Annotated in this window: 23 protein-coding genes and 1 pseudogene; 9 read left to right on the forward strand and 15 right to left on the reverse strand. The window is 75.0% G+C overall.

Annotated features, from left to right (window positions below; translation table 11 throughout):
• Positions 1-110: 110 nt before the first annotated feature.
• Complete coding sequence (locus ACIRVF_RS28400; RefSeq protein WP_402823684.1) at positions 111-788, reverse strand: C39 family peptidase; 678 nt, start codon at positions 786-788, stop codon at positions 111-113.
• A 410-nt stretch (positions 789-1,198) separates the two neighbouring features.
• Complete coding sequence (locus ACIRVF_RS28405; protein ID WP_402823686.1) at positions 1,199-1,918, reverse strand: TetR/AcrR family transcriptional regulator; 720 nt, start codon at positions 1,916-1,918, stop codon at positions 1,199-1,201.
• A gap of 126 nt (positions 1,919-2,044) precedes the next feature.
• On the opposite strand from ACIRVF_RS28405, the gene ACIRVF_RS28410 reads away from it, so the two are divergent.
• A complete protein-coding gene (locus ACIRVF_RS28410; protein WP_402823946.1) occupies positions 2,045-3,082 on the forward strand; it encodes an aldo/keto reductase in 1,038 nt (345 codons plus the stop codon).
• Positions 3,083-3,124: 42 nt separating this feature from the next.
• Here the strand turns inward: ACIRVF_RS28410 and ACIRVF_RS28415 are convergent, their stop codons facing one another.
• Positions 3,125-3,610, reverse strand: coding sequence for an FBP domain-containing protein (locus ACIRVF_RS28415; RefSeq protein WP_402823688.1), 486 nt, complete (start codon positions 3,608-3,610; stop codon positions 3,125-3,127).
• Positions 3,611-3,681: 71 nt separating this feature from the next.
• Here ACIRVF_RS28415 and ACIRVF_RS28420 point away from each other — a divergent pair, with 71 nt between their 5' ends.
• Positions 3,682-4,251, forward strand: coding sequence for a TetR/AcrR family transcriptional regulator (locus tag ACIRVF_RS28420; protein ID WP_402823691.1), 570 nt, complete (start codon positions 3,682-3,684; stop codon positions 4,249-4,251).
• A 47-nt stretch (positions 4,252-4,298) separates the two neighbouring features.
• Here the strand turns inward: ACIRVF_RS28420 and ACIRVF_RS28425 are convergent, their stop codons facing one another.
• Positions 4,299-6,263 (reverse strand): BTAD domain-containing putative transcriptional regulator, encoded by a 1,965-nt coding sequence (locus tag ACIRVF_RS28425; RefSeq protein WP_402823694.1) that lies wholly within the window; start codon positions 6,261-6,263, stop codon positions 4,299-4,301.
• Positions 6,264-6,447: 184 nt separating this feature from the next.
• Between ACIRVF_RS28425 and ACIRVF_RS28430 the strand changes: the two genes are divergently transcribed.
• The 3 genes from ACIRVF_RS28430 to ACIRVF_RS28440 all read left to right on the forward strand — a co-directional run bounded on the left by ACIRVF_RS28430 (position 6,448) and on the right by ACIRVF_RS28440 (position 9,724).
• Positions 6,448-7,326, forward strand: a complete 879-nt coding sequence (locus ACIRVF_RS28430; RefSeq protein ID WP_402823697.1) for an alpha/beta fold hydrolase — start codon at positions 6,448-6,450, stop codon at positions 7,324-7,326.
• Positions 7,327-7,544: 218 nt separating this feature from the next.
• Entirely contained in the window at positions 7,545-9,041 is a 1,497-nt protein-coding gene (locus ACIRVF_RS28435; protein WP_402823700.1) for an MFS transporter, read from the forward strand.
• Positions 9,042-9,082: 41 nt separating this feature from the next.
• Complete coding sequence (locus tag ACIRVF_RS28440) at positions 9,083-9,724, forward strand: maleylpyruvate isomerase N-terminal domain-containing protein (RefSeq protein WP_402823703.1); 642 nt, start codon at positions 9,083-9,085, stop codon at positions 9,722-9,724.
• Positions 9,725-9,739: 15 nt separating this feature from the next.
• Here ACIRVF_RS28440 and ACIRVF_RS28445 read toward each other — a convergent pair whose 3' ends face one another.
• Both ACIRVF_RS28445 and ACIRVF_RS28450 read right to left on the reverse strand, forming a co-directional pair.
• A complete protein-coding gene (locus tag ACIRVF_RS28445) occupies positions 9,740-10,570 on the reverse strand; it encodes an ABC transporter permease subunit (protein WP_402823706.1) in 831 nt (276 codons plus the stop codon).
• The gene (locus ACIRVF_RS28450; RefSeq protein WP_402823709.1) at positions 10,567-11,478 is read right to left on the reverse strand and encodes an ABC transporter ATP-binding protein; all 912 of its coding nucleotides are present in this window, start codon (positions 11,476-11,478) and stop codon (positions 10,567-10,569) included. Before ACIRVF_RS28450 ends, ACIRVF_RS28445 begins: the two co-directional genes overlap by 4 nt.
• A gap of 125 nt (positions 11,479-11,603) precedes the next feature.
• Between ACIRVF_RS28450 and ACIRVF_RS28455 the strand changes: the two genes are divergently transcribed.
• Both ACIRVF_RS28455 and ACIRVF_RS28460 read left to right on the forward strand, forming a co-directional pair.
• The gene (locus ACIRVF_RS28455) at positions 11,604-12,794 is read left to right on the forward strand and encodes a sensor histidine kinase (protein WP_402823712.1); all 1,191 of its coding nucleotides are present in this window, start codon (positions 11,604-11,606) and stop codon (positions 12,792-12,794) included.
• Entirely contained in the window at positions 12,791-13,459 is a 669-nt protein-coding gene (locus ACIRVF_RS28460; RefSeq protein WP_402823715.1) for a response regulator, read from the forward strand. Before ACIRVF_RS28455 ends, ACIRVF_RS28460 begins: the two co-directional genes overlap by 4 nt.
• A 19-nt stretch (positions 13,460-13,478) precedes the next feature.
• Here ACIRVF_RS28460 and ACIRVF_RS28465 read toward each other — a convergent pair whose 3' ends face one another.
• The 5 genes from ACIRVF_RS28465 to ACIRVF_RS28485 all read right to left on the reverse strand — a co-directional run bounded on the left by ACIRVF_RS28465 (position 13,479) and on the right by ACIRVF_RS28485 (position 17,224).
• Entirely contained in the window at positions 13,479-14,255 is a 777-nt protein-coding gene (locus ACIRVF_RS28465; protein WP_402823949.1) for an SAM-dependent methyltransferase, read from the reverse strand.
• A 135-nt stretch (positions 14,256-14,390) separates the two neighbouring features.
• On the reverse strand, positions 14,391-15,137 hold the full coding sequence (locus tag ACIRVF_RS28470) for a hypothetical protein (protein WP_402823717.1): 747 nt from the start codon (positions 15,135-15,137) through the stop codon (positions 14,391-14,393).
• A 347-nt stretch (positions 15,138-15,484) separates the two neighbouring features.
• Positions 15,485-16,549, reverse strand: a complete 1,065-nt coding sequence (locus ACIRVF_RS28475; RefSeq protein ID WP_402823720.1) for a DUF1648 domain-containing protein — start codon at positions 16,547-16,549, stop codon at positions 15,485-15,487.
• Positions 16,546-16,893, reverse strand: coding sequence for a GntR family transcriptional regulator (locus ACIRVF_RS28480; protein WP_355672729.1), 348 nt, complete (start codon positions 16,891-16,893; stop codon positions 16,546-16,548). The genes ACIRVF_RS28475 and ACIRVF_RS28480 overlap by 4 nt, the downstream gene beginning before the upstream one ends.
• 37 nt (positions 16,894-16,930) lie before the next feature.
• Positions 16,931-17,224 carry a hypothetical protein gene (locus tag ACIRVF_RS28485; RefSeq protein ID WP_402823725.1) on the reverse strand — a complete coding sequence of 98 codons (294 nt, stop codon included), beginning with the start codon at positions 17,222-17,224 and terminating at the stop codon, positions 16,931-16,933.
• A gap of 361 nt (positions 17,225-17,585) precedes the next feature.
• On the opposite strand from ACIRVF_RS28485, the gene ACIRVF_RS28490 reads away from it, so the two are divergent.
• Together ACIRVF_RS28490 and ACIRVF_RS28495 are read left to right on the forward strand one after the other, a co-directional pair.
• A complete protein-coding gene (locus ACIRVF_RS28490; RefSeq protein ID WP_402823728.1) occupies positions 17,586-18,095 on the forward strand; it encodes a universal stress protein in 510 nt (169 codons plus the stop codon).
• A gap of 260 nt (positions 18,096-18,355) precedes the next feature.
• Entirely contained in the window at positions 18,356-18,988 is a 633-nt protein-coding gene (locus ACIRVF_RS28495) for a GNAT family N-acetyltransferase (protein ID WP_402823731.1), read from the forward strand.
• A 58-nt stretch (positions 18,989-19,046) separates the two neighbouring features.
• Here the strand turns inward: ACIRVF_RS28495 and ACIRVF_RS28500 are convergent.
• The 4 genes and pseudogenes from ACIRVF_RS28500 to ACIRVF_RS28515 form a co-directional block, all read right to left on the reverse strand.
• Positions 19,047-19,301 (reverse strand): annotated as a pseudogene (locus ACIRVF_RS28500) (SDR family oxidoreductase); the annotation flags it as partial.
• Between the two features lie 81 nt (positions 19,302-19,382).
• Entirely contained in the window at positions 19,383-21,116 is a 1,734-nt protein-coding gene (locus tag ACIRVF_RS28505; protein WP_402823733.1) for an ABC transporter ATP-binding protein, read from the reverse strand.
• Entirely contained in the window at positions 21,113-22,102 is a 990-nt protein-coding gene (locus tag ACIRVF_RS28510) for an ABC transporter permease (protein ID WP_402823736.1), read from the reverse strand. Before ACIRVF_RS28510 ends, ACIRVF_RS28505 begins: the two co-directional genes overlap by 4 nt.
• Positions 22,099-23,139, reverse strand: coding sequence for an ABC transporter permease (locus ACIRVF_RS28515; protein WP_402823739.1), 1,041 nt, complete (start codon positions 23,137-23,139; stop codon positions 22,099-22,101). The genes ACIRVF_RS28510 and ACIRVF_RS28515 overlap by 4 nt, the downstream gene beginning before the upstream one ends.
• Positions 23,140-23,158 lie beyond the last annotated feature (19 nt).

The following is a 23,158-nucleotide window of genomic DNA, read 5'->3' on the forward strand; positions in this document are numbered from 1 at the left end:
CCTCCTCGGACGACTACTCGTTCTCCTCGGCCGCCCCCGCTCCACCCCCCGCCGCCCCCCCCCGGCCCTCACCCCGGCCGCCCCGCCCGCCGGGGTCCCGCCCGGTCCGGTCAGCCGACGACGACCGCCATCTGCCCGTAGGTGGCGTAGCCGTCGGCGAAGTCCTGCTCGGAGACCGTGATGCGGCCGCGCGCCGGGTCGTTGACCGACACCCGGCCGCCGCTGAACCCGGTGACGACGACGGTGTGTTCGCCGGGCCCCGCGTACGGGATGCTCCGGCCGTCGTACGCCGTGTACGGGGTGGTCGCGAGGTGCCGCCAGAGGTAGTCCACCCAGACGATCGCCGGGTGGCCGGCGGCCAGTTCGTCCTTCAGCTGCTGGACGGAGACGCCTGCGCCGTCCTGGCGCACGGTGAGGCCGTAGGAGCGGGCGGCCCCGGCGACCGGCGGGGAGTACACGCCGTACCCGGTGCCGTCCGTCTCGGAGCCCTTCGGGTCGCCGACGAACGCCCGGTAGGGATCGCCGGACCGCGGGCCGGAGTGGCCGAACTCGGGGTGCTCCCGGTCGACGCCGATCCGGTCCAGGACCTGCTGGTCGTTCGCCCTCATCCCCCTCGCGGCGAGGACCATCCGCAGGGCGGCGGCCTCGCAGTCGTTGTCGAGCTGCTGGTGGTAGTAGGGGACGCCGGCGGCCTTGGAGGCGGCCGGTGCGGGGCCGGCACCGGCGGCCAGGGCCGCGGCGGTCAGGACGGCGAGCCAGGGCGCTCGCGCTCGTGCGGTGGTCGTCATGGCCACTGACGCTACGAAGGCCGGTTGCGCTCCGCAGCCGGTGGGCGGCGAACAGGTGACGGAAGGTGCGCGGCGGCGTCCCGGTGGAGCTGACCCGGTTCGGGCGCCGACGGCGCCGTGCGCTGGGACGACGTCGTTGCACCGCGCTGACCGGGGGAGACGCACCCGATGACCCGCCGCTGCCGCCGCTGCCGCCACGGCCGCTGCCGCTGAGTTGCCGGCCGCCGCCGGGAACCCGACGGCCGCCTGGCCGGAGTCCTGCTTCGGCCCCGCTGGGCCGGCCGGCTGGAGCAGCTGCGGGAGAACCACCAGGACGGACCCTCGCACCGTCCGTCAGGAGCCCGAACGGCCGCACCGCGCACCCGCGTTGTGCGGCCGTTCACGTGCCCGGGCCGTGCGACCGCGTCCGCTCAGGCCTCCTGCCGCCGGTACGCCCCCGCGCGGGCGGCGGCCTCGGCGGCGGCCGCGGCACGGTCGGCGGCCGGCTCGTCGAGCGGCTCAGCGGTGGTGAGCATCCGGTAGTAGAGCGGTGCCGAGACGGCCCGGACCACCTCGAACGGGTCGGTGTCGGGCGGGAGTTCGCCGCGTTCGACGGCCTCGGTGACGCACGGCGCCCACTCCTCGACCCGGCGCCGGTAGAAGTGGCGCAGGGCCTCGGCCGTCCCCGGATCGCCGTTGGCGGCCAGGATGACGGCGCGGAACAGCGCGCCCTGCCGGGGGTCGGCCAGGGTGCGCTGGACCAGCCGTGCGTTGGCCCGCAGGTCCTCGGCGAGCGAGCCGCTGCGCGAACGCGGCAGTGACTGCTCGGCCATGTCGGCGAGCAGATCGGCGACCAGGGCGGTGGTACTGCCCCAGCGGCGGTAGACGGTGGTCCGGCCGACCTCGGCCCGCTGGGCGAGGTCGCCGAGGTCGAGGCCGCCGAAGCCGTGCTCGACCAGGGCGTCCTCGGCGGCCCGCAGGACGGCGGCGCGGATCCGGGCGGTACGGCCGCCGGGGCGGACGCTCCCGGGCGTCCCGGGCGTCCCGGGCGCCCCGGGTGCCCCGGGTGCACCGGGGGCAACCGGTGCCCCGGGCGCGGCGGGGTCGGCGGGCGCGGCGGGCTCGACGGGTTCAACCGGCTCGACAGCCATTAACGGGATTCCTGTTCCATTAGCTGGGTGGAGCCTGCTAGCTTCGAGACATCCTAACGGAACGGGAGTCCCATTAGTGGCTCCGAGGGGAGTACTGTCATGGCAACCACCATGGAATCGAACGGCATGGAGTACCGCCGGCTCGGCGCATCCGGACTCATGGTCCCCGCGCTCAGCCTCGGCACGGGCACCTTCGGCGGCCGCGGCCCGCTGTTCGGCGCCTGGGGCACCACCGGCGTCCAGGAGGCCCGCCGCCTGCTCGACATCGCCATCGACGCCGGGGTCACCCTCTTCGACACCGCCGACGTCTACTCCGACGGCGCCTCCGAGGAGGTGCTCGGCCAGGCCGTCCGCGGCCGCCGCGACCAGGTGCTGATCTCCACCAAGGCCGGACTGCCGCTCGGCGACGGCCCGCAGGACGCCGGTACGTCGCGCGCCCGGCTCATCCGGTCGGTGGACGACGCGCTGCGCCGCCTCGGCACCGACTACCTCGACCTGTTCCAGCTGCACGCCTACGACGCCGCCACCCCGATCGAGGAGGTGCTGGCCACCCTGGAGGACCTGGTCCGCGCGGGCAAGATCCGCTACACCGGCGTCTCCAACTTCTCCGGCTGGCAGCTGATGAAGTCCCTGGCCCTCGCCGACCGCCACGGCCGCCCCCGCTACGCCGCCCACCAGGTCTACTACTCGCTGGTCGGCCGCGACTACGAGTGGGAGTTGATGCCGCTCGCCCGGCAGGAGGGTGTCGGCGCCCTGGTGTGGAGCCCGCTCGGCTGGGGCCGTCTCACCGGCCGGATCCGGCGCGGCCAGGCACTCCCGGCCGACAGCCGGCTGCACGACACCGCCGACTACGGGCCGCCGGTCGAGGACGAGCTGCTGTACCGGGTGGTCGACGCCCTGGACGAGGTCGCGGCCGAGACCGGCCGAACCGTCCCCCAGGTGGCCATCAACTGGCTGCTGCGCCGCCCGACCGTCTCCTCGGTCATCATCGGCGCCCGCAACGAGGAGCAGCTCCGGCAGAACCTCGGCGCCGTCGGCTGGTCGCTGACGGAGGACCAGATCGCCCGGCTGGACGCGGCCGGCGCCCGCACGGCGCCGTACCCGTACTTCCCGTACCGCCGCCAGGCCGCCTTCGCCCGGCTCGACCCGCCGCTGGCCGGTTGACCCGCCGCCGGCCGGTTGACCTGCCCGGGTTCCGGTGTCGGGTCAGGCGGTGACCTTGGCGACGAAGGCGGCGAGGTTGTCGACGGTGCGCCGGATCCTCTCCTCCAGGGTGAGCGACTCGTGGAGCCGGGTGCCGACCTCCCGCTTGCCGCGCACGTAGAGCGAGCAGGCGAGGTCGGAGCACATGTAGGCGCCCACGGAGTTGCCCTGCTTCCCGGCCTTCCCGGCCAGTGGCGCGACCAGCAGCGAGACGCCACCCGTGTGGGTGGTCACACAGAGCGAGCACATGCTGCGCCGGGCCTGCCAGGAGGTGGCGCCGGAGGAGCGCAGGGCGACGGCCACGGGACGGCCCTCCAGCTCGGCCGCGAGGTAGGCGCGATCGGGGGCCTGGGGGTCGCGCCAGCCGAGGAAGTCCAGGTCGTCCCAGGGGAGTTCGGTCAGGTCGCGGGGCACGTGCAGCCGTTTCGCCTCGCCCTTGCTGCAGTTCACGAAGGCGGAGCGGATCTCTTGTTCGGTCATCGGCTTCATAGGAAGCAACGTAAATTACCTAGGAGGATTAGGCAAACGTATAATGGCTTCAGGCGATCGAAGGGAAGCCCATGGCACGGGTAGGACTGAACGCGGAACGACTCACCCGGGCGGGAGCGGAGCTGGCCGACGAGGTCGGCTTCGACAAGGTCACGGTCTCCGCGCTCGCTCGGCACTTCGGCGTCAAGGACGCGAGCCTGTACTCGCACGTCCGGAACTCCCAGGACCTCAAGACCCGGATCGCCCTGCTCGCCCTGGAGGAACTCGCCGACCGGGTCTCCGCCGCCCTGGCCGGACGCGCGGGCAAGGACGCCCTGGCCGCCTTCGCCAACGCCTACCGCGACTACGCCCGCGAGCACCCCGGCCGCTACGCCGCCGCGCAGCTGGAACTCGACTACGAGACGGCGCTCAACAGCGCCGCCGTCCGGCACTCCCGGATGACCCGCGCGATCCTGCGCGGCTACGACCTCGCGGAGCCCGACGAGACCGACGCGGTCCGCCTGCTCGGCAGCACCTTCCACGGCTACGTGGCCCTGGAGCGGGCGGGAAGCTTCCAGCACACCCCGCGCACCACCGAGGAGACCTGGGCGCGCGTCCTCGACGCCCTCGACGCCCTGCTGCGCAACTGGCCGAAGGCCTGACGCTCGGTCCCGGGCGGCGGGGCCGCCGCCGGTGGCCCGGCCGTGCGTCAGCGCACCGTCCCGCCCGGAGGGCCGTCGCCGGACCCGGCACAGGTCTCCGCCTCCGCCAGGTACCGCGCCACCGGGCCCAGGGTCAGCATCCCGCTGGCGCCGCCCGCGTCCTCCTCGGCGGCGCCGCGCAGGGCGGCCGCGGCCCGGGCGGCGGCCGCGCGTTCGCCGAGGCGGGCGGCGGCATGGGCGACGAGGCACCACAGGGCCTCCTGGAGGTGGTCGTGCGGCGGCTCGGGCACTGCGGCGAGGACGGCCCGCGCCTCCTCGGTGCGATCCTCGGCCAGCAGCACCAGGGGCCGTGCCCAGGGCCGGTACGGTCCCCAGTCGAGCCGCGGGTCCACGGGCGCCGGACGGCCGTGCAGCAGGCGCAGCCCCAGCAGGGCGAGCGGGAAGAGGCCGTGGTGCAGCCCCGGCATCCCGGCCGTACGGAGGGCCTCCTCGGCGGCGCGGTACTCCGCGGCGGCCGCGGCGGCGGTCGGGCCACCGGGTTCGACGCTGCGGGCGGCCGTCGCCCGGGCCCGGAACCACCCGGTGAGCACGGGGACGAGCGAGGCCTCGGTGCTGACGGCGATCCGTTCGGCCGCCTCCGCGTGGCCGAACGCGGCGTCCAGGTCGCCGAGGGCGGAGGCGGATTGCAGACGCACGAGCCGGCCCAGCACGGCGAAGTTCGCCAGTCCGTGCTGACCGGCCAGGTCCAGGAGTTCGACGCCGATCCGGTCCCGGGCCTCGGCCAGCCCGGGGTGGCCGAAGGACTGCAGGTAGACCCCGTTGAGGGCGAAGGCCAGCAGCCCGGGATCGGCCAGGCCCCGGGCCAGCGCCTCGGCCCGCCGGGCCGCCCGGCCGGCGCGCCGCAGTTCGGCCCCGGTCAGGTCGGCGCCCCGGCTCTCGACGGCGACGGTCGCCAGGAGGCGGGCGGAGAGGTCGGCTGGTCCGTCGGGGCCGAGCGCGCCGAGGGTGCGCTCGGCGGCCTCCACGACGGCGCGCGACTGTTCGGGGTCGTCGGCCCGGCTCCAGAGGGCCGGCACGTCGTAGGCGCCGATGATCCGGGCGGTCAGCAGCAGGTCCCCGGTGCGTTCCGCCGCCCGGATCGCGGCGAGCCGGTCGCGCCGGGAGTGGACCAGGGCGTCCCCGCCCGCCAGGGCGAGGGTTCGGGCCAGTTCCACGGTGGTGCGCGGCCCGAGCCGGACGCCCGGGCCGGGCCAGGCGGTGCGGGCACCACCGACGGGTGCGGGGCCGTTGAGGATCTCCGTCTCCAGGCGCCGCAGTTCGGCGCCGGGGTCGAGCCCGAGCTGGTCGACGAGCATGGCGCGGGCGCGCCGGAGGGCGGCCAGCGCGTCGGCCTGACGGCCCGCGCGGTGCAGCGCGCGGGCGAGCAGCCCCCAGGCCGGTTCGCGCCACGGGTGTTCGGCCACGTGGGCGCCCAGCTCGGCGACGAGTTCGGCGCCCTCCCCGGAGTCGAGCCGGATCCGGGCCCGCAGTTCCACCGCCTCCAGCCGCAGCTCCTCCAGCCGGGCGCGCTCGCGCTGCGCCCAGGCGGAGTCGGGCACGTCGGCGTAGGCGGGCCCGCGCCAGGCGGCGAGCGCCGCGCCCAGTTCGGCCGCCGCGCCGGGGTCGCGCCGGGCCCGGGCCAGGGCGTCCTGGAACCGATGGGCGTCCACGTCCTCACGGGGCAGGCGCAGCGCGTAGCCGGGGCCCTCGGTGACGAGGAGGCGAGGGGCGTCACGGGGCGGCCGGTCGGGTTCGAGGGCGCGGCGCAGCGCGGCGACGAAGGTTCGCAGGGCGCCCACGGCGCGCACCGGCGGGTCGGTCCACAGGTCGTCGACGAGGGTGTCGGTGGTGACCATCCGGCCCTCGGCGGCGACCAGCCGGGCCAGCACCTCGCGGTGGCGGGGGCCGCCCAGCTCGACCGGGCCGCCGTCGTCGCGGAGGGCCCGTACGGCTCCGAGCACGTCGATTCGCATGCCCCCATCCTCGGTGCCGGGGGTGGGCCGTGCCGCACCGCACTGATCGGTTGCTGATCGCGGTGGACCACGCTGATCAGGTCGGTTCCGCCGGCACCCGGTTTTCCAGGACCCGGTTTTCCAGGACCCGGTTTTCCAGGACCCGGTGTCCGGCACCCAGTCCCCGCACCCGAGAGGACCCTCCATGGCCCCCACCATTCCCGGCTTCGACCACCTCCGCCTGCCCGGCACGGACGGCGTGGAGCTGGCCGCCGCCGTCGGCGGCAGCGGCAGCCCGGTCGTGCTGCTGCACGGCTTCCCCCAGACCCACCTGATGTGGCGGCACGTCGCCGAGCGGCTCGCCGACGGGCACATGGTGATCTGCCCCGACCTGCGGGGCTACGGCGCCAGCGGCAAGCCGGCCGAGACCGGCCCCGAGGTGTACGCCAAGCGCACCATGGCCGCCGACGTGGTGGCCCTGGCGGCGGCGCTGGGCCACGACCGCTTCGCCCTGGCCGGCCACGACCGGGGCGCCCTGGTCGCCTTCCGGGCCGGGCTCGACCACCCCGACACCGTCACCCACCTGGGCATCCTGGACGTCGTGCCGACGCTCGACATGTGGAACGTCCTGCACGGGGTGTCGGCGGCGGTCGGCTACCACCTGTACCTGATGGCGCAGCCGCCGGGCCTGCCGGAGACGATGATCGCCAACAGTGCGGACGCGTTCTTCGGCTCCTTCCTCGACGCCTGGGCGAACGACCCGGCCGCCCTGCCGCCGGAGGTGCGGGCCGAGTACCTGCGGGCGAGCGCCGCCGCGGTCCCGTCGATCGTCGCGGACTACCGGGCCTCGGCGGGCGTCGACGTCCGGCACGACCAGGCGGACCTGGACGCCGGCTCGCAGCTGGCGATGCCCGTGACGGTGGTCCAGCAGGACTGGGGAGCGCAGTTGGGCTACGACGCCGCCGCGGTGTGGCGGGCCTGGGCGCCGGACCTCGACCACCGGCTGACCGGCGCCGGGCACTTCATGGCGGAGGAGGCGCCCGAGGAGATCACGGCGGCGCTCCGGGACCTGCTGGCCCGCTGAACGGCCGGTCCTGGGTGGACCGCGAGACCCCGCTGACCGTCCTCACCCTCGCACCGGCGCGGCACCGGCGCGGCGCCGGACGGGACGGAAGGGCCGCGCGGCGCGGTGGGTGAGGGCGGCGGACCCGGGTGGCGGCGGGCTGGGGGGCGGGCGAGGATGAGCCGGAGCAGAGCCAGGACCACCCGGGACGAGTGCCCGGACCCCGGGAAGAGGCCCCCATGACCTCCCAACCCCCCTCCCGTGACGCGGAGAAACCGCAGCCGCCCGGTTCCACCGCCGCCGGTGGGCGGGCCGAGGCGCGGCGCTGGCGGGCGCTGACGATCTGCCTGGTCGCCGGCTTCATGACCCTGCTGGACGTCAGCATCGTGAACGTCGCGCTGCCCACCGTCCGGGCCGGACTGCACATGTCGGACAGCGGACTCCAGTGGGTGCTCAGTGGCTACGCGCTCGCCTTCGGCCTGGTGCTCGTTCCCGCCGGGCGGCTCGGGGACGCCCGCAGCCGACGGGCCGTCTTCCTCGCCGGACTCGCCCTGTTCACCGCTGCCAGCGCACTGGCCGGGGCCGCCCAGAACCAGGAGTGGCTGGTGCTGGCCCGGCTGTTCCAGGGCGCGGCCGGCGGCGTGCTGGTGCCCCAGGTGTCCGGCTTCATCCAGACCCTCTTCCAGGGCGCCGAACGCGGCCGGGCCTTCGGCGCGCTCGGCGCCACCATCGGACTGTCCACCGCCGTCGGACCGCTGCTCGGCGGCCTGCTGATCCAGCTGTTCGGCCCGCACGACGGCTGGCGCTGGGTGTTCCTGGTCAACCTGCCGATCGGCGTGGCCGCCCTGCCGATCGCCTACCGGCTGCTGCCACCGCCCCGCCCGGCCGCCGAACGGGCCGGGCACCGCGACTTCGACCCGGTGGGGGTGCTGCTGCTCGGCGCGGGCACCGTCGCCCTGCTGCTGCCCTTCGTCCAGCAGCAGCAGTGGCACAGCGCGACCCGCTGGCTGCTGCTGCCGCTGGCGGCCGTGCTGCTGACCGTCTTCGTCGGCTGGGAGCGGCACTACGCGCGGCGGCGCGAACCGCTGGTCAGCATGGCCCTGTTCGCGGTGCGGCCGTACGCGGCGGGGGTGCTGCTGTCGCTGGTGTACTTCGCCGGGTTCACCGCGATCTTCTTCATCTTCACGCTCTACCTCCAGGCGGGCCTGCACTACTCGGCGCTGACGGCGGGCCTGGCGATCACCCCGTTCGCGGTCGGCTCGGGCGTGGCCGCCGCGGTGGGCGGGCGCCTGGTCAGCCGGCTGGGGCGGCGGCTGGTGGTGCTCGGACTCGTGCTGGTGCTGCTCGGCCTGCTGGCCTCCGCCGTGGCCGTCCAGTTGTGGTCCGGGCCCTCCGTGGGCTGGACGACCCTCGGTCCGCTGCTGGTCGCCGGGGTGGGCAGCGGCCTCGTGATCGCCCCCAACCAGACGCTCACCCTCCAGCACGTCCCGCTCGCCCGGGCCGGCAGCGCCGGCGGTGTCCTGCAGACCGCCCAGCGGGTCGGCTCGGCCGTCGGCATCGCCGTCGTCGGCTCGGTCTTCTTCGCCCACGCCGCCGGGCCCCAGCCCGACTGGGCCCTCGCCTTCCAGCTCGGCGACACGGTTGCCGCAGGCCTGGTCCTGGCGGCCCTGCTGGTGGCCCTGGCCGACGAATGGGCGAACCAGCGGGAGAACGCCGGTCGCTCCCGGGTGCCCTGACGCCCGGTGAACCCGGACCGCGAGCGGGTAGGAGGTGCGGCATGACGGATACCCGAGCGGACTTCCTGGCGGCGGCCGGCGCGGCGGAGGCGCTGCTGCGCCGGCCGGAGGTGGCCGACGGATGGGCGCGGCCGAGTGCGCTGGCGCAGTGGAGCGTGGGCGGACTGGCCGGGCACCTGGCGTACCAGGTGCTGTGCGTGCCGGAGGTGCTGGCCGCGCCGGTGCCGGGCGAGGAGACGGTGGGGCTGCTGGAGCACTACCGCCGGTCGCAGTGGGTCGGGGCCGGGGTCGACGCCGAGATCAACGTGCGGATCCGGCAGGGCAGTGAGCTGGTCGCGGCCACCGGGGTGGCGGCGCTGAGCGGCCGGCTGGCCTGGACGCTCGCCGGGCTCGCGGCCGTCCTCGCGGGCGAGGACGGCGCCCGACCGGTCCGGCTGCCGTTCTGGGGGCCGTGGTCGCTGAGGCTGGACGACCTGCTGGCCACCCGGACGATGGAGCTGGCCGTCCACGCGGACGACCTCGCGGTCAGCGTCGGTGTCCCGACCCCCGAACTCCCTCCGGAGACGGCCCAGTCGGTGCTCGGCCTGCTGACCCGGCTGGCGGTGCGCAGGCACGGCCAGGCGGGCGTGCTGCGGGCGCTCAGCCGGGCCGAGCGGGCGCCGGGCAGCATCGCGGCGTTCTGAACCGCCTTCCGGTCGTCAGTGGTCGCGGCGCTGGATCACCACCGTCGCGATGGCCACCGAGGCGAGCGCCCACACCGCGTACGTGGTCCAGGCGCCCGCGACCGTGGCCGGGTAGTCGGTCGGCCGCATGCCCGCCAGGGTGATCCGGGCCAGGCGCTGCCAGGCGGAGTAGGGCAGGGCGTGCAACAGGTCGGCGGTCCAGCGGTAGCGTTCGGTGACCAGGGACGGCAGGAAGAACAGCACCACCACGGTGCCCAGCACCGCGCCCGCGCTGTGCCGGACCAGGGTGCCGAGGCAGAGCCCGACCAGTCCGCACACCGGGGCGAACAGCGCGGCAGCGGCCACGTAGCGCAGGGCCGCCGGGTCGCCGAGGGACTGCCCGATGCCCCGGTCGGCCAGGATCGCCTGGGTGAGACCGAAGGAGACGCCCGCGGTGACCGTCCCGAAGCCGAGCAGCACCGCCGTCAGCACGGCCGCCTTGGCCAGCAGCACCGCACGGCGGTCGGGGACGGCGGTCAGGGTGGTCCGGATCAGCCCGGTCGCGTACTCGCCCGCGATGACGATCGCGCCCAGGCCGCCGCCGACCAGCATCAGGATGTCGGCGGAGGCCGTGATGAAGGAGTCGAACAGCGCGACCTGCGCCATCAACGCCGGATCGCCGTCGCCGGGCGTGTAGTGGTCGTGGGTGTACTGGGCGGACTTGAGGTTGGCGGCGACGACGAGCAGCGTGGCGAGGCCGAGCACCCAGGGGACCGAGCGCAGCGACCAGAACTTGAGCCACTCGGCGGCCAGCAGGTCGCCGAAGCGGTGGCGGCGGACGGGGGCGGCGAGGGGGGCGGTGCTCATCGGGGCTCTCCGGCGAGGTATTCGACGCTGTCGGCGGTCAGTTCCATGAAGGCGTCCTCCAGGGAGGCGCCGCGCTCGGCCAGGGTGTACAGCAACAGACGCTGCTCCAGGGCGAGTTCGCCGATCCGTCCGGCGTCGAGGCCGGTGACGTCGAGGCTGCCGTCCGGGCCGGGGCGTATCTCGGCGCCGGCGGCGCGCAGCACCGAGGTCAGCCGCTCGGGTTCGGCGGCGCGCACGATGACGGCGGTCCGGCCGGCCCGGGCGGCGAACTCGGTGAGGCTCTCGTCGGCGATCAGCCGGCCGCGGCCGATCACCACCAGCCGGTCGGCGGTGTGCTCCATCTCGGCCATCATGTGGCTGGAGACGAAGACCGTCCGGCCCTCCGCGGCGAGTCGGCGGAACAGCCCGCGCACCCAGAGCACGCCCTCCGGGTCCAGTCCGTTGAGCGGCTCGTCGAAGAGCAGCACGGGCGGGTCGCCGAGCAGGGCGCCGGCGATGCCGAGCCGCTGCTTCATGCCCAGCGAGTAGCCGCCGATCCGCCGGCCGGCGGCGTCGGTGAGCCCGACCTCGGCCAGCACCTCCTCCACGCGAGCACGGGGGACGGCGTTGCTGCGGGCCAGGGCCCGCAGGTGGGCCGCGCCGGTGCGTCCGCCGTGCACGTCGCCCGCGTCGAGCAGCGCACCGACCTCCCGCAGGCCGCGCGGCAGCTCGCGGAAGGACCGGCCGTTGACGGTGGCGGTGCCCGAGGTGGGGTCGTTGAGACCGAGGACCAGTCGCAGGGTGGTGGACTTGCCCGCGCCGTTGGGGCCGAGGAACCCGGTGACGAGGCCGGGGCGGACGGTGAAGCTCAAGCGGTCGACGGCCGTCCGGCGGCCGTAGCGCTTGGTCAGTTCGATGACTTCGATCATGGGCACCACGGTGCCGGGGCAGCCCCTGCCGCCACATCGGACCGGCGTCGACACCGCGGGTCGGCCCCGGTCGTACAACCACGGTTGGATGTCCGGGCACGCCTCCGTCGTTACGATCTTGAACCATGTCCGCGACCCCGAAGCCCCCGCTGATCCGGCGCGTTCCGCCCGAGGCCTGGACCGCCCTCGCCTGGTGCGTGGCCGTCGCCTGTCCCGCCCTGGCGCTCCGTGACACCGGATGGCGGCAGTACGGCGGCGCCGCCGCGCACGGCGGCCTGCCGTTCACCCTGGGTGACACGGCGATCGCCTTCGCCGGCGCCGCGCTGGTGCGCCGGGTACCGGTGCTCTCGGTCGCCGTGCTGCTGATCGCCACCTGGACCGAGACCGACGGCTGGGCCGCCAAGCACCAGGTGCCCCCCACCGCGCTGCTCGCCGTGGACGTCGCGCTCTTCGTGATCACCGCCCGGGGGACGCGCCGGAGTTCGCGCGCCGCCTTCGCTCTGGTCATGACCTTCCTGGTGCTGCACATCGGCCTGGTCCCCGGCAACACCGTCGGCGTCTTCACCGGGACCCGCATCGGTTCGGCCGACGGCGCCGCGCTGCTCGCCCTGGTCGCCTGGCTGGCCGGGCGCTCGCTGCGGCAGAACCGGGAGCACGCCGAAGCCCTGAGCAGCAGGGCCGCCGTCGAGGCGGTGACCGCCGAACGGCTGCGGATCGCCCGGGAGATGCACGACACCGTCGCCCACAGCCTCGGAATCGTCGCCCTCCAGGCCGGCGCCGCCCGCCGGGTGATCCACCGCCGGCCCGAGCGGGCCGAGCAGGCGCTGGGCGAGATCGAGGCCGCCGGCCGGGAGACCCTGGCCGCGCTGCGCCGGATGCTGGTCGCGCTGCGGCAGGCCGAGGGCGAGGTGTCGGACACCGTCCCGCAGGGCCTGGCCGACCTCGACCGGCTGGCCGAGACCACCACCGCGGCGGGGGTGCGGGTCGAGGTGCGGCGCTCGGGCGAACCGGGGCCGCTGCCACCGGAGATCGACCTCTCGGCGTTCCGGATCATCCAGGAGTCGGTCACCAATGTGGTGCGCCACGCGGCGGTCCGCGACTGCCTGGTGTCCGTCGGCCGTACGGCGGGGGAGCTCTCCGTCGAGATAACCGACCGTGGACGGGGCCACGGTGCCGCACCCGGCAGCGGGTTCGGCCTGGCCGGGCTGCGCGAGCGGGTCGCCCTGCTGCACGGCGAGTTCGAGGCCGGACCGCGCCCGCAGGGCGGCTTCCGGGTCGCGGCCCGGCTGCCGATCCCCGAGGAGGGAACCGCATGATCCGCGTAGTGCTGGCCGACGACCAGCCGCTGGTCCGGGCCGCCCTGGAGATGGTGATCACCGAGACCACGGACGTCGAGGTGGTCGGCGAGGCGGGCGACGGCGCCGAGGCCGTCCGGCTGGCCGCCGAACTGCGGCCGGACGTCGTGGTGATGGACATCCGGATGCCCGGCACGGACGGCATCGAGGCCACCCGGCAGGTGACCGCGGCCGACGGGCCGACCAAGGTGGTGGTGCTCACCACCTTCGACGAGGACGAGCACGTGTACGCGGCGCTGCGCGCCGGGGCGTCCGGGTTCCTGGTCAAGGACATGGCGCTGGACGACATCCTCGCCGCGGTGCGGGTGGTCGCGGCGGGGGAGGCGCTGATCGCGCCGAGTGTCACCCGGCGGCTGATCGGGGCGTTCGCCGGGCAGCACCCGACGCGCGCCCCGGGCCCGGCCCCGGCGTCGCGCCGGCTGGACGCGATCACCGACCGGGAGCGGGAGATCCTCACCCTGGTCGGCCGGGGCCTGTCCAACACCGAGATCGCCGCCGAGCTGGTCCTCAGCATCGCCACCGTGAAGACCTACATGACCCGGCTGCTGGCCAAGCTGGACGCCCGCGACCGGGTCCAACTGGTCATCCTGGCCTACGAGACGGGCCTGGTCTCCGTCCCCGGCTGACCGGGCCCGCGGCGTCGCCCTACCGCTTGACGGCCACACCCGCGTACATCGCGATGTCCCGGTCGCGGATCGCCGGGGCGTCGGCGTCCGGCCGCCAGTGGTGGACCAGGGTGACGCCCGGGTCGAGCAGTTCGTGACCGTCGAAGAAGGCCTCGGTCTCGGCCCGGTCGCGGATCTGCAGCGGGATGCCGCGGGCGTTGTACTCCCGGCCGACGCCGCCCACCCCGACCGGGTCGGTGTCGCCGGTGAACACGGTGAGGACGAGGAAGCTGCCGGGTGCCAGCGCGTCCATGAAGCGGCGCACGATGCCCTGCGGGTCGTCCTCGTCCAGCACGAAGTGGACGATGGCGATCAGCGACAGGGCCACCGGCTGCGAGAGGTCGAGCACCTCGCGCAGCCGGGGGTCGCCCATGATCGACTCCGGGTCCCGGAAGTCGGCGTCCACGTAACAGGTGCGGCCCTGGGGCGTGCTGGACATCAGGGCCCGGGCGTGGGTCAGCACGATCGGGTCGTTGTCCACGTACGCGACCCTGGCCTCGGGGGCGATCGCCTGGGCGATCTCGTGCACGTTGGGCGAGGTCGGGATGCCGGTGCCGATGTCCAGGAACTGCCGCACCCCGTACTGCTCGGTGAGGTGGCGGACCGAGCGCTGCATGAAGTCCCGGGTGGTGCGCATCGAGATCGGCAGCGCCGGCCAGGCCCGCACCGAGGCGTGCGCGGCGGCCCGGTCCGCCTCGAAGTTGGTCTTGCCGCCGATGAGGTAGTCGTAGACCCGGGCGGAGTGCGGTACGTCCATCCGCAGGTCGACCGACGGGTGGTCCTCGTTCGTCACGTTCGCGCTCCCCGTTGATGGCATCCGTCACCGGCCGCCGTCGGCGGGCGGCCTCGTGCGCATGGTAACGGTTCGCCGGTGCGACAAGGTGACGAACGCTCAGGTCTGCGGCGCCTCCGGAGCCCCCATCTCCAGCCCCACCGCCTGGCGGGGGAGCGCCCCGGACCCGGCCCGCCTGCCGCGCCCGGCCGCCAGCTCCACCGCCGCACCGATCCAGGCCGCACCGAACGCCCAGGTCGCCACCCATTCGGACAGGTACATCGGCCGGACCGTCCAGTCCGCCCCGAACCCGGACAGCCCCGTGACCGCCGCCGCCACCAGCGCGACCAGGATCAGCACCCCCGCAGCCAGGTACGCGGCACCGACCCGGGCCGGCTGCGCCGAGCGTGGATTGCGGAAGGAGTACAGGCAGAACAGCGCCAGCATCACGAACAGCAGCGCGGCGAACACCAGGTGGAACACCCCGACCGTGCGCTGCAGCCCGGTCGGATTCCCCGGCGCCGTCGGGCACAGCGCGACCCCCAGCGCGAACAGCCCGGCCGCCGTGCTCCACCGGTCGTCCCGCCGGTCGAAGCGGTAGCAGACCAGGAACACCCCCAGCGCGCACAGCGCCCCGACGAAGACGTTGCGCGTCCCCGTGTAGTACGCGGCGCTCATCGACGCGGGCCAGAACCCGCTCGTCGAGCGCCCCGTGACCTCGTCCGCCAGCCAGTCACCCAGCGGCAGGGCCGGCGGCAGCAGCACGCCGATCGCCCCGACGCCGAAGCGCAGGAAGCTGACGGTTCGTTCGTCCTGGACGGTCTGCTCCGAATCGATTGCTCTCCGACCGCTCCGCTCGTCACTCACGGACGCCTCCTCGCTGGTCCGCGCGATGATTGGCCACAACTGGTGTACCCATCGCAGGAGATCGCTCCACCACCGGATCGGGTGGTTTGGCGGCGACGCACAGGGGGCTGCCGACGGCAGGACCGACCGGCCGCTGCAACAGCGCCTCGGCGCCGGGCTCCGGCGCGAACTCGGCGTCGTCGGTGCCGAGTTCGACGGGAAGTCCGGGGTCGGCACGGACCGGAGGATGTCCAGGACCCTTAGCAGCACCGGACCGGCCCGCCACCGGAGGGCTGTTCACAGGTGGCGGGCCGGTCGGGGCCCCAGCGCGGCTACGGGCGCTCAGCGCTCAGTGCGGCTACGGGCGATCAGCGCGTCGAGGTGCCGGCGGTACGGGCGATCAGCGCGTTGAGCAGGGCGGCGCCGCGCTCGGCGTCGTCGACGCTGACCGCGAAGTCCCGCCCGCGCACGGTGCGGACCACCAGGCATTCGCCCCGGCGCAGGAACACGATGCTGCCCCCGCGGTGGACCCGGTAGCCCCAGCCGCCGGCCTGGCGGGCGGTCAGCCGCTCGACCCGGGCCGAGACCAGCTCGGCGGGGGCCAGGCGCCGGGCGGGCCAGCCGAACGGGCCGAAGCCGACGTGCAGGCCCGCCTCGGTCACCCGGACCCGCACCGAGGAGCAGAGCAGGGTGACCACGGCGCCGAGGCCGAAGCACGTGACCGCCCGCCAGTCGACGGAGCCGGTGCGCCCGCTCGCGGCGAGCATCACTCCGGGCACCGAGAGCAGCCCCAGGACCGAGGAGAGCGTCTGCATCCAGTGGTTGGAGGCCTGCGAGAGCCAGACCAGCCGCTCACCGGCCCTCGGCTCCAGCACCGGCGCTCCGGGCCGGGCGGCCGGGGCGGTGCTGCCGATGACGAGGCCGGTACCCATGCCGGTGCCGGTGCCGGTGCCGGTGGTGGTGGGCCGTCGGGTCGCCAGCCAGGCCAGGGCGCCCGCCAGACCGGCCGCCACGATGATCAGGACCACCTCGAAGCCCATCGGCGCGGCGTCCAGCCAGCGGGCGCGGTCCAGGTTGGCGCGCACGATGGAGGCCTGCGCCCCGCTCAGCAGTACCCCGGTGGCGGCCAGTACGGGCCCGGCGAGGCCGCGGGCCTGCCCGGTCCGGAACCGGAGCGCGACGGCGAGCGCGACCGCGACCAGCAGCCAGATCGCGGCCGGGAACAGCGCCGCCGTCGCCAGCGGCATGGAACCGTCCGGCCGGCTGCCGCTCCAGTGGGTCGCCACCCGGTCCGGCAGCCGGTCGCGCGCGCTCATCGGCATCGCGACCAGCAGCGCGGCCACCCCGAGCGTCCAGACCACCGCCCCCCACAGCGCGCCCCGGCGGACCTGCTCGACTGGGGCGGGCTCTCCCGCAGGCTCTTCGTCCCTCACGACATCCCCCTGATCAGATCCACGAGATCGTTCCTGCTGTAGCCGGCCCTGGCCGCGTCCGCGATCAGCTGCCGCACCCGGTCGACCAGTTCGGCTCGGGTGCCGGCGTCGGCCGCGACCGTGATGCCACGGCCCCGGCGGAACTCCAGCACCCCCTCGTCGCGCAGGGCGCGCAGCCCGCGCAGCACGGTGTTGGTGTTCACCCCGAGGGCCCGGGAGAGCTCCCGGGCGGGCGGCAGCTTGTCGCCGGGGGCGCACTCGCCCTCCGCGACGGCCCGTCGGATCGCGCCCGCCACCTGCTCGTGCAGGGGGCGGGCGTCGCCAAGGTCCAGCTTCAGCAACATGGTGCTAGTGACGATAGCACCATGAGCCGGCTGTGGGTCAGGGGATGTAGAGGCTCTGCGCCCCGGTGACGCGACTGTCGTCGCCGGCCTGGATCACTTCGAGGACGTCCCCGGTGCAGTCCGCGCCGGAGTGGATCTCGGCCACCTCGTCCGTGAGGTTGTCGACGATGCTGGCCGTGCCGTCCAGGGCGTAGCACCCGGAGGGATCGGTGTGGGTGGTGCCGTTGACGGCCAGGTCGCCGGTGGCCGCGGCGGCCGGGCCGGCGCCCAGGCCCAGGGTGGCGGCGATCATCAGGGGGACGCCGAGGACGGCGTTGAAGGTGAGTTTCATACCGTATGGATAACCGTTCCGGGCTGGGCCCTCGTCGGCCGTGGGCCGGGGTCACCTCCGGAGGGCGGCGAGGTGGGCCGAATGTCCGTGAGCGGTTGAGGACACCCGCGCCGTGCGCTCTCGGCGGTCCCGGCGGACCTCCTTCGACCGCCGACGACCCCGGGGCAGGTCCAGGGCCGGTGGGTGCACGGCCCGCGTACGGAGTGCGTAGGGAACGCCGCCCGGCGCGTCAGGAAGCCGTCAACAAGGGCCGACCGGTCGGCCCCGCAGCGATTGGGTGGAGGTCGACGGAACACCGAACACACGAGGACGGACCATGCACGGCAACGGGCGGTAGCATGACGGCGCGGCACCCAGGGTGGTGGTCGGGGTCAGCGGGTCACTGGGGAGCCTGGCGGCGCTGCACCGAGGCGTGGCCGAGGCCCGGAACCGGGGCGCGGAGCTGTGGCCGGTGCTCGCCTGGGAGCCGCCGGGCGGTGAGTACGGCTACCGGCGCTCGCCTTGCCCGCCGCTGCTCGACGCCGCCCGGGGGGCCGCCGAGCGGCGCCTGGACGAGGCGATGGAGGCCGCCTTCGGCGGCGCCGACCCGGGCGTGCCGGTGCGGCCGGTGGTGATCCGCGGCGAGACCGGGCCCGCCCTGCTGCACGTCGCCGACCGGGCCGACGACCTCCTGGTGCTCGGGCGCAGCGGCGGCCCGCTGCGCCGCCGGCTGCGGCGCCCGGTGTCCGCGTACTGCGCCCGCCGGGCCGGCTGCCCGGTGCTGACCGTCCCGGCGCCCGAGCTGCTGCACGACCTGGAGGCGCTGCACCGCCGCGCCCGCTGGCATCTGCCAGTAGGACCGGTGCCGGAACTGCTTCCGGCGAAGGGGTAGCCGGATTCTCGCTGCCGCGGTGCGGCCGTACCGGTCCGAACCGGCCCATGGACGGCCCCGGGCCCCGGCCGGTACTCCGGAACCCGTGCGGGCCGGAGGCGTCCCCGGCGCCTCGCGGTGGAGTGCCCGCCGTTCGGACAGCGGGCCGCCGCCCGCAGCGCCCACTCCACTTTCCGCTCGGTGTCGAGGAGTTGACGGCCGGGCAGCCGTCCCCCGCTTGGCGCGGTGGGGATGAGGCAGCGCAGAATGTCCGTATGCGGATGACGAACACGAATGCGAACCCGGCCGCGTCCTCGAACGGGACGGCGAACGTGCCGAGGGCGGCGACCGCCGAGGACGTCGGGGTGGTGACCCGGGTGCTGGCCCGGGCCTTCGAGGGCGATCCGATGATGTGCTGGTTCTTCCCGGAGGAGGCCACGCGCCCGCCCGCGCTGGGGAGTTACTTCACCACGCTGTTCACCCGGCAGTACCTGCCGTACGGGCTGTGCGAGCGCACCGAGCACGCGGCCGCCTTCTGGGTGGCGCCGGAGGCGCAGGAGAAGGCCGTCCCGGACGAGGACACGATCCAGGAGCTCTCGGAGCTCCTGGGCGACCGGGCCCACTGGTTCCGGCAGTGCGTCGAGGCGGCCGCCGCGAACGCGCCGCAGGAGGCGCACTGGTACCTGGCGGTGATCGGCGCGGACCCGGTCGCCCGGGGCCGCGGGCAGGGCGCCGCCCTGCTGCGCTCGGGGCTGGCCAGGGCGGACGCGGCGGGGCTGCCCGTCCACCTGGAGTCCTCGAAGGCCGAGAACCTCGCCGTCTACCGGCACTTCGGCTTCGAGGTGCTGGAGGAGGTGCCGCTGCCGGGCGACGGGCCGACCCTGTGGACGATGCGGCGTGCGCCGCGCGGCTGAGCGTCCCGTGCCGCGTCGTACGGCGCGGCACGGACGCCGGCCGGCCGGTTCCGATCGGTCAGCGGGTGGTGCAGCCGCCGTTGGCGAAGAGCGTCTGGTCGGTGATCCATCCGCCCTCGGTGGCCAGGAAGGTGACGATCGGCGCGATGTCCTCGATCCTGGTCAGCCGGCCGCCCATCGCCTGGGACCGGTGGAAGGCGACCCGCTCCGGGGTCTCCTGCCCGTAGAAGAACGGGGTGTCCATCGGCCCCGGGGCGACGTTGTTGACGGAGATCCCGCGCGCGGCGAACTCCTTGGCCGCCGCCCGGGTCCAGCTCCCGGGCGAGCTGACCCTCGCCCGACCCGCGGGCCGGGGGCCCGCCCGCTACGGGGTGCGGGCGGGCCCCCGGTTCCGTCAGCTGCGTCCGGCGGGGGCCAGCCGGATGTGGCGGCGGTCGGCGGCCTCGGCGGGGTCGAGGACGGGAACGGCCGCCAGCAGGGCCTTGGTGTACGGGTGCCGGGGCGAGCCGTAGACGGCGGCGGCGCGGCCCTGTTCGACGATCCGGCCGGCCCGCATGACCGCGACGTGGTGGCTCACCTGCCTGACCACGGCGAGGTCGTGGGAGATGAAGACCAGGGCGAGGCCGAGGTCGCGCTGCAATTCGCCCAGCAGCTCGATCACCTGGGCCTGGGTGCTGACGTCGAGCGCGGAGACGGGTTCGTCGCAGACGAGCAGACGCGGCCGGGGAGCCAGGGCCCGGGCGATGCCGACCCGCTGGCGCTGGCCGCCGGAAAACTCGTGGGGGTAGCGGTGGTACGAGCCGGCGTCGAGCCCCACGCGTTCGAGGAGGTCGCCGACGCGGGCGCGGATGTGGCGCTCGTCGCGCTCGCCCGCGATGCGCAGGGGGTCGGCGACGGACTCCCCGATCGTGCGGCGCGGGTTGAGCGAGGAGACCGGGTCCTGGAAGACCATCTGCAACTCCCGTCGCAGCGGGCGCAGTTCCTTCTCCCCGAGGGCGGCGATGTCCCGGCCGCGGTAGTGGAGCCGGCCGCCGGAGGGCTCCAGCAGCCGGACGAGCATCCGCCCGAGCGTGGTCTTCCCGGAGCCGGACTCGCCGACGACTCCCAGGGTCTCGCCGGCCCGCACCGTGAGCGAGACGCCGTTCACGGCGGTCACCGGGGCGGCGCGCCGGGTGAGGGCTGCCCGGGCGGCGAACTCGCGCCGCAGCTCGGTCGCTTCGAGCAGGACCTCGCCGTCGGCGGGGCCGGGCGCGGTGTCGTGGACGACCGGGGCGTCGACGCGGGGGACGGCCGAGACCAACGCGCGGGTGTACGGCTCGCGCGGGGCGCCCAACACCTCGGCGACCGGGCCGTGCTCCACCGCCCGGCCGTCCTTCATCACCAGGACGCGGTCCACGCTCCCGGCGACCACGCCCAGGTCGTGGGTGACCAGGACCAGTCCGGCACCGGTCTCGGTGCGCAGTTCGTGCAGCAGGTCGAGGATCTGGGCCTGGACGGTGACGTCCAGCGCGGTCGTCGGCTCGTCGGCGACCAGCAGCCTCGGCTCGCAGGCCAGGGCCATCGCGATCAGCACCCGCTGTCGCATCCCGCCGCTGAACTCGTGCGGGCGCGAGCGCGAGCGCCGCGCCGCGTCGGGGATGCCGACGCGCTCGAGCACCTCGACGGCCCTGGCCCCGGCGGCCCGGCGGGAGAGGGGCCGGTGGACGCGGACGACCTCGGCGATCTGGTCCCCGACGGCGTAGTACGGGTCGAGGGCGGAGAGCGGGTCCTGGAACACCATGGCGGCCAGCCCGCCGCGCAGGCGGCGCAGGTCGCGCCCGTCGGCGGTGACGGCGTCGACGCCGGCCACCCGGACGGAGCCGCCGATGCGGGCGCCGGTGCCCCGGTGGAGGCCGAGCAGTGCGTGGGCGACGGTGCTCTTGCCGGAGCCGGACTCGCCGACGATGCCGAGTGCCTGTCCGGGCGCCAGGGTGAAGCCCACGCCGTCGACGGCGCGCAGGTGGCCCTCGCCGACGGGGAAGTCGACGACCAGGTCGCGGACGACGGCGAGCGGTTCGGGAGCTCCGGCGGCCCCGGCGGTTTCGGGAGCTTCGAGAGGGTCGGGGGCTTCGGGGGCTTCGGGGCTCATGCGAGGACCACCCTTCGGTCGTTCACCGCGTAGAGAACGTCCGCGATGACGTTGGCGAGGACCACGGAGAACGCCGTGACGAGGATGACGCCGACCACCGTCGGCAGGTCGATCAGGCCGACCGAGGAGACCAGCAGCTTGCCGAGCCCCGGGAGGCCGAACAGCGACTCCGTCAGCACGGCGGAGCCGAACAAAGACCCGAGGTCGATGGCGGTGAGCGCGATCACCGGGGTGAGCGCGGCGCGCAGCGCGTGCCCGGTCACCAGGCGCCGCTCGCTGACGCCGTACGCCCGGAACGTGCGGATGTGGTCGTCGGCGAGGGTCTCCAGCATGGAGGAGCGGGTCAGCCGGGCGTATTTGGCGGACTCGACGAGCGCGAGCGAGATCCAGGGCAGCAGCAGGCCCCAGAACCACTGCTGCGGGTCCTCGGTGAGGGGAACGTAGGCGGGGAACGGCAGCCACTGGAGCTGGGCGCACAGGACGATGAGCAGCACCAGGCCCGTGACGAACACGGGGACGGAGTTGCCGGCCAGCGTCAGCGCGGTCAGCAGGCGCTCGCTGAGGCGCCCCCGGCGCAGGGCGGCGACCAGGCCCGTGCCGACCCCGAGGAGGAGCCAGACGACCATGGCGCCGAAGGCCAGCGAGGCCGTCACCGGGAGCCGGGCGGTGATCATGTCGGTGACCTGTTCGCCGCTGCGGTAGGAGACGCCCAGGCAGGGGGCCGGACAGTGCAGCAGGCCCGTCCCGGTGCTGAAGTCGCGGCCGGCGACGACGCCTTGGAGGAAGTGGGCGTACTGCAGGTACACCGGGGCGTCGAGGCCCAGCCGCTCGCGGACCTGGTGGACCTGGGCGGGGCTGCACTTCTCGCCGCAGGCGAGCTGGGCCGGGTCCCCCGGGGCGAGGTAGAAGACCGCGTAGACGACCACGGAGACGGCGAGCAGGACGCCGATCGTGCCGAGGGCCCTGCGGAGCAGGAAGCGGGTCACGGGGTGGCCTCCTCGGCGGCGGGCCGGGCCGGGGCGGTCCCGGCGGTGGCTGTGCGGGTGGTGGCTGTGCGGGCGGCGTCGCCGCGCGCGGTGCCGGCCCGCAGCCGGGAGGCGGCGCGGGGGTCGAGCTCGGTGCGGACGGCGTCGCCGAGCACGGTGAAGGCGAGCACGGTGACGAACAGCAGGGTGGAGGGGAGCAGCACGTACATCGGGTCCGCGCGGAACCAGGTGGTCGCGCTGGAGAGCATCTGCCCCCAGGAGGAGGTCGGGGGTTTGACGCCCACACCGAGGAAGGAGAGCCCCGCCTCGGAGATCACGTTGGTCGGCAGCAGCACCATGGCGTAGGTGATGACCGGCGCGGCCAGGGCGGGCAGCAGTTCCCGGCGGGCGATGCGCCACCGGGTGGCGCCCGCCAGCCGGGCCGCGGCCACGTGGTCGAGCTGCCTGAGGCTGAGCGTCTGCGCCCGCACCAGCCGGGAGGTGCCGGACCAGCCCAGCAGCCCGATGACCAGCGTCAGAAGGAGGGGCCGGGGGAAGTCGGCGGGGACCACCGCCATCAGGGCGATGGCGAAGACCAGCGAGGGCAGCGACAGCATCACCTCGGTGGTGTTGCCGATCAGCTGGTCGAGCAGCCGGCTGCCGAGGCCGGCGGCGAGGCCGAGCAGGACGCCGATCGCGACCTGGACGAGGGTCGCGCCGACGGCGACGAGCAGGGAGATCCGGGCGCCGTGGACGAGGCGGGCGAACACGTCCCGGCCAGTGCCGGGTTCGACGCCGAGCCAGTGGTCGGCGCCGATGCCGCCGAGCGAGCCGGTGGGCACCCCGCCGGCCGCGGAGTCGAGCAGCTCGTTGTGGTAGCTCGTGGGGTCCTGGCCCTCGATCGCGGTGACCAGCGGCGCGGCGGCCGCGATCAGGGCGAGCAGGGCGAGGACGAGGGCGGCGGTGAGGACGGCGCGCCGGGCGAGCAGTCGCCGCGCGAGCCGTTCCCTCCCGCCGGCCGGGGAGGCCGCGTGGGCCTCTCCGGTGCTGGATTCCATAGGTGCCACAGTCGTTCGG

Source organism: Kitasatospora sp. NPDC101157 (genome assembly GCF_044768255.1).
Classification (GTDB): Bacteria; Actinomycetota; Actinomycetes; order Streptomycetales; family Streptomycetaceae; genus Kitasatospora.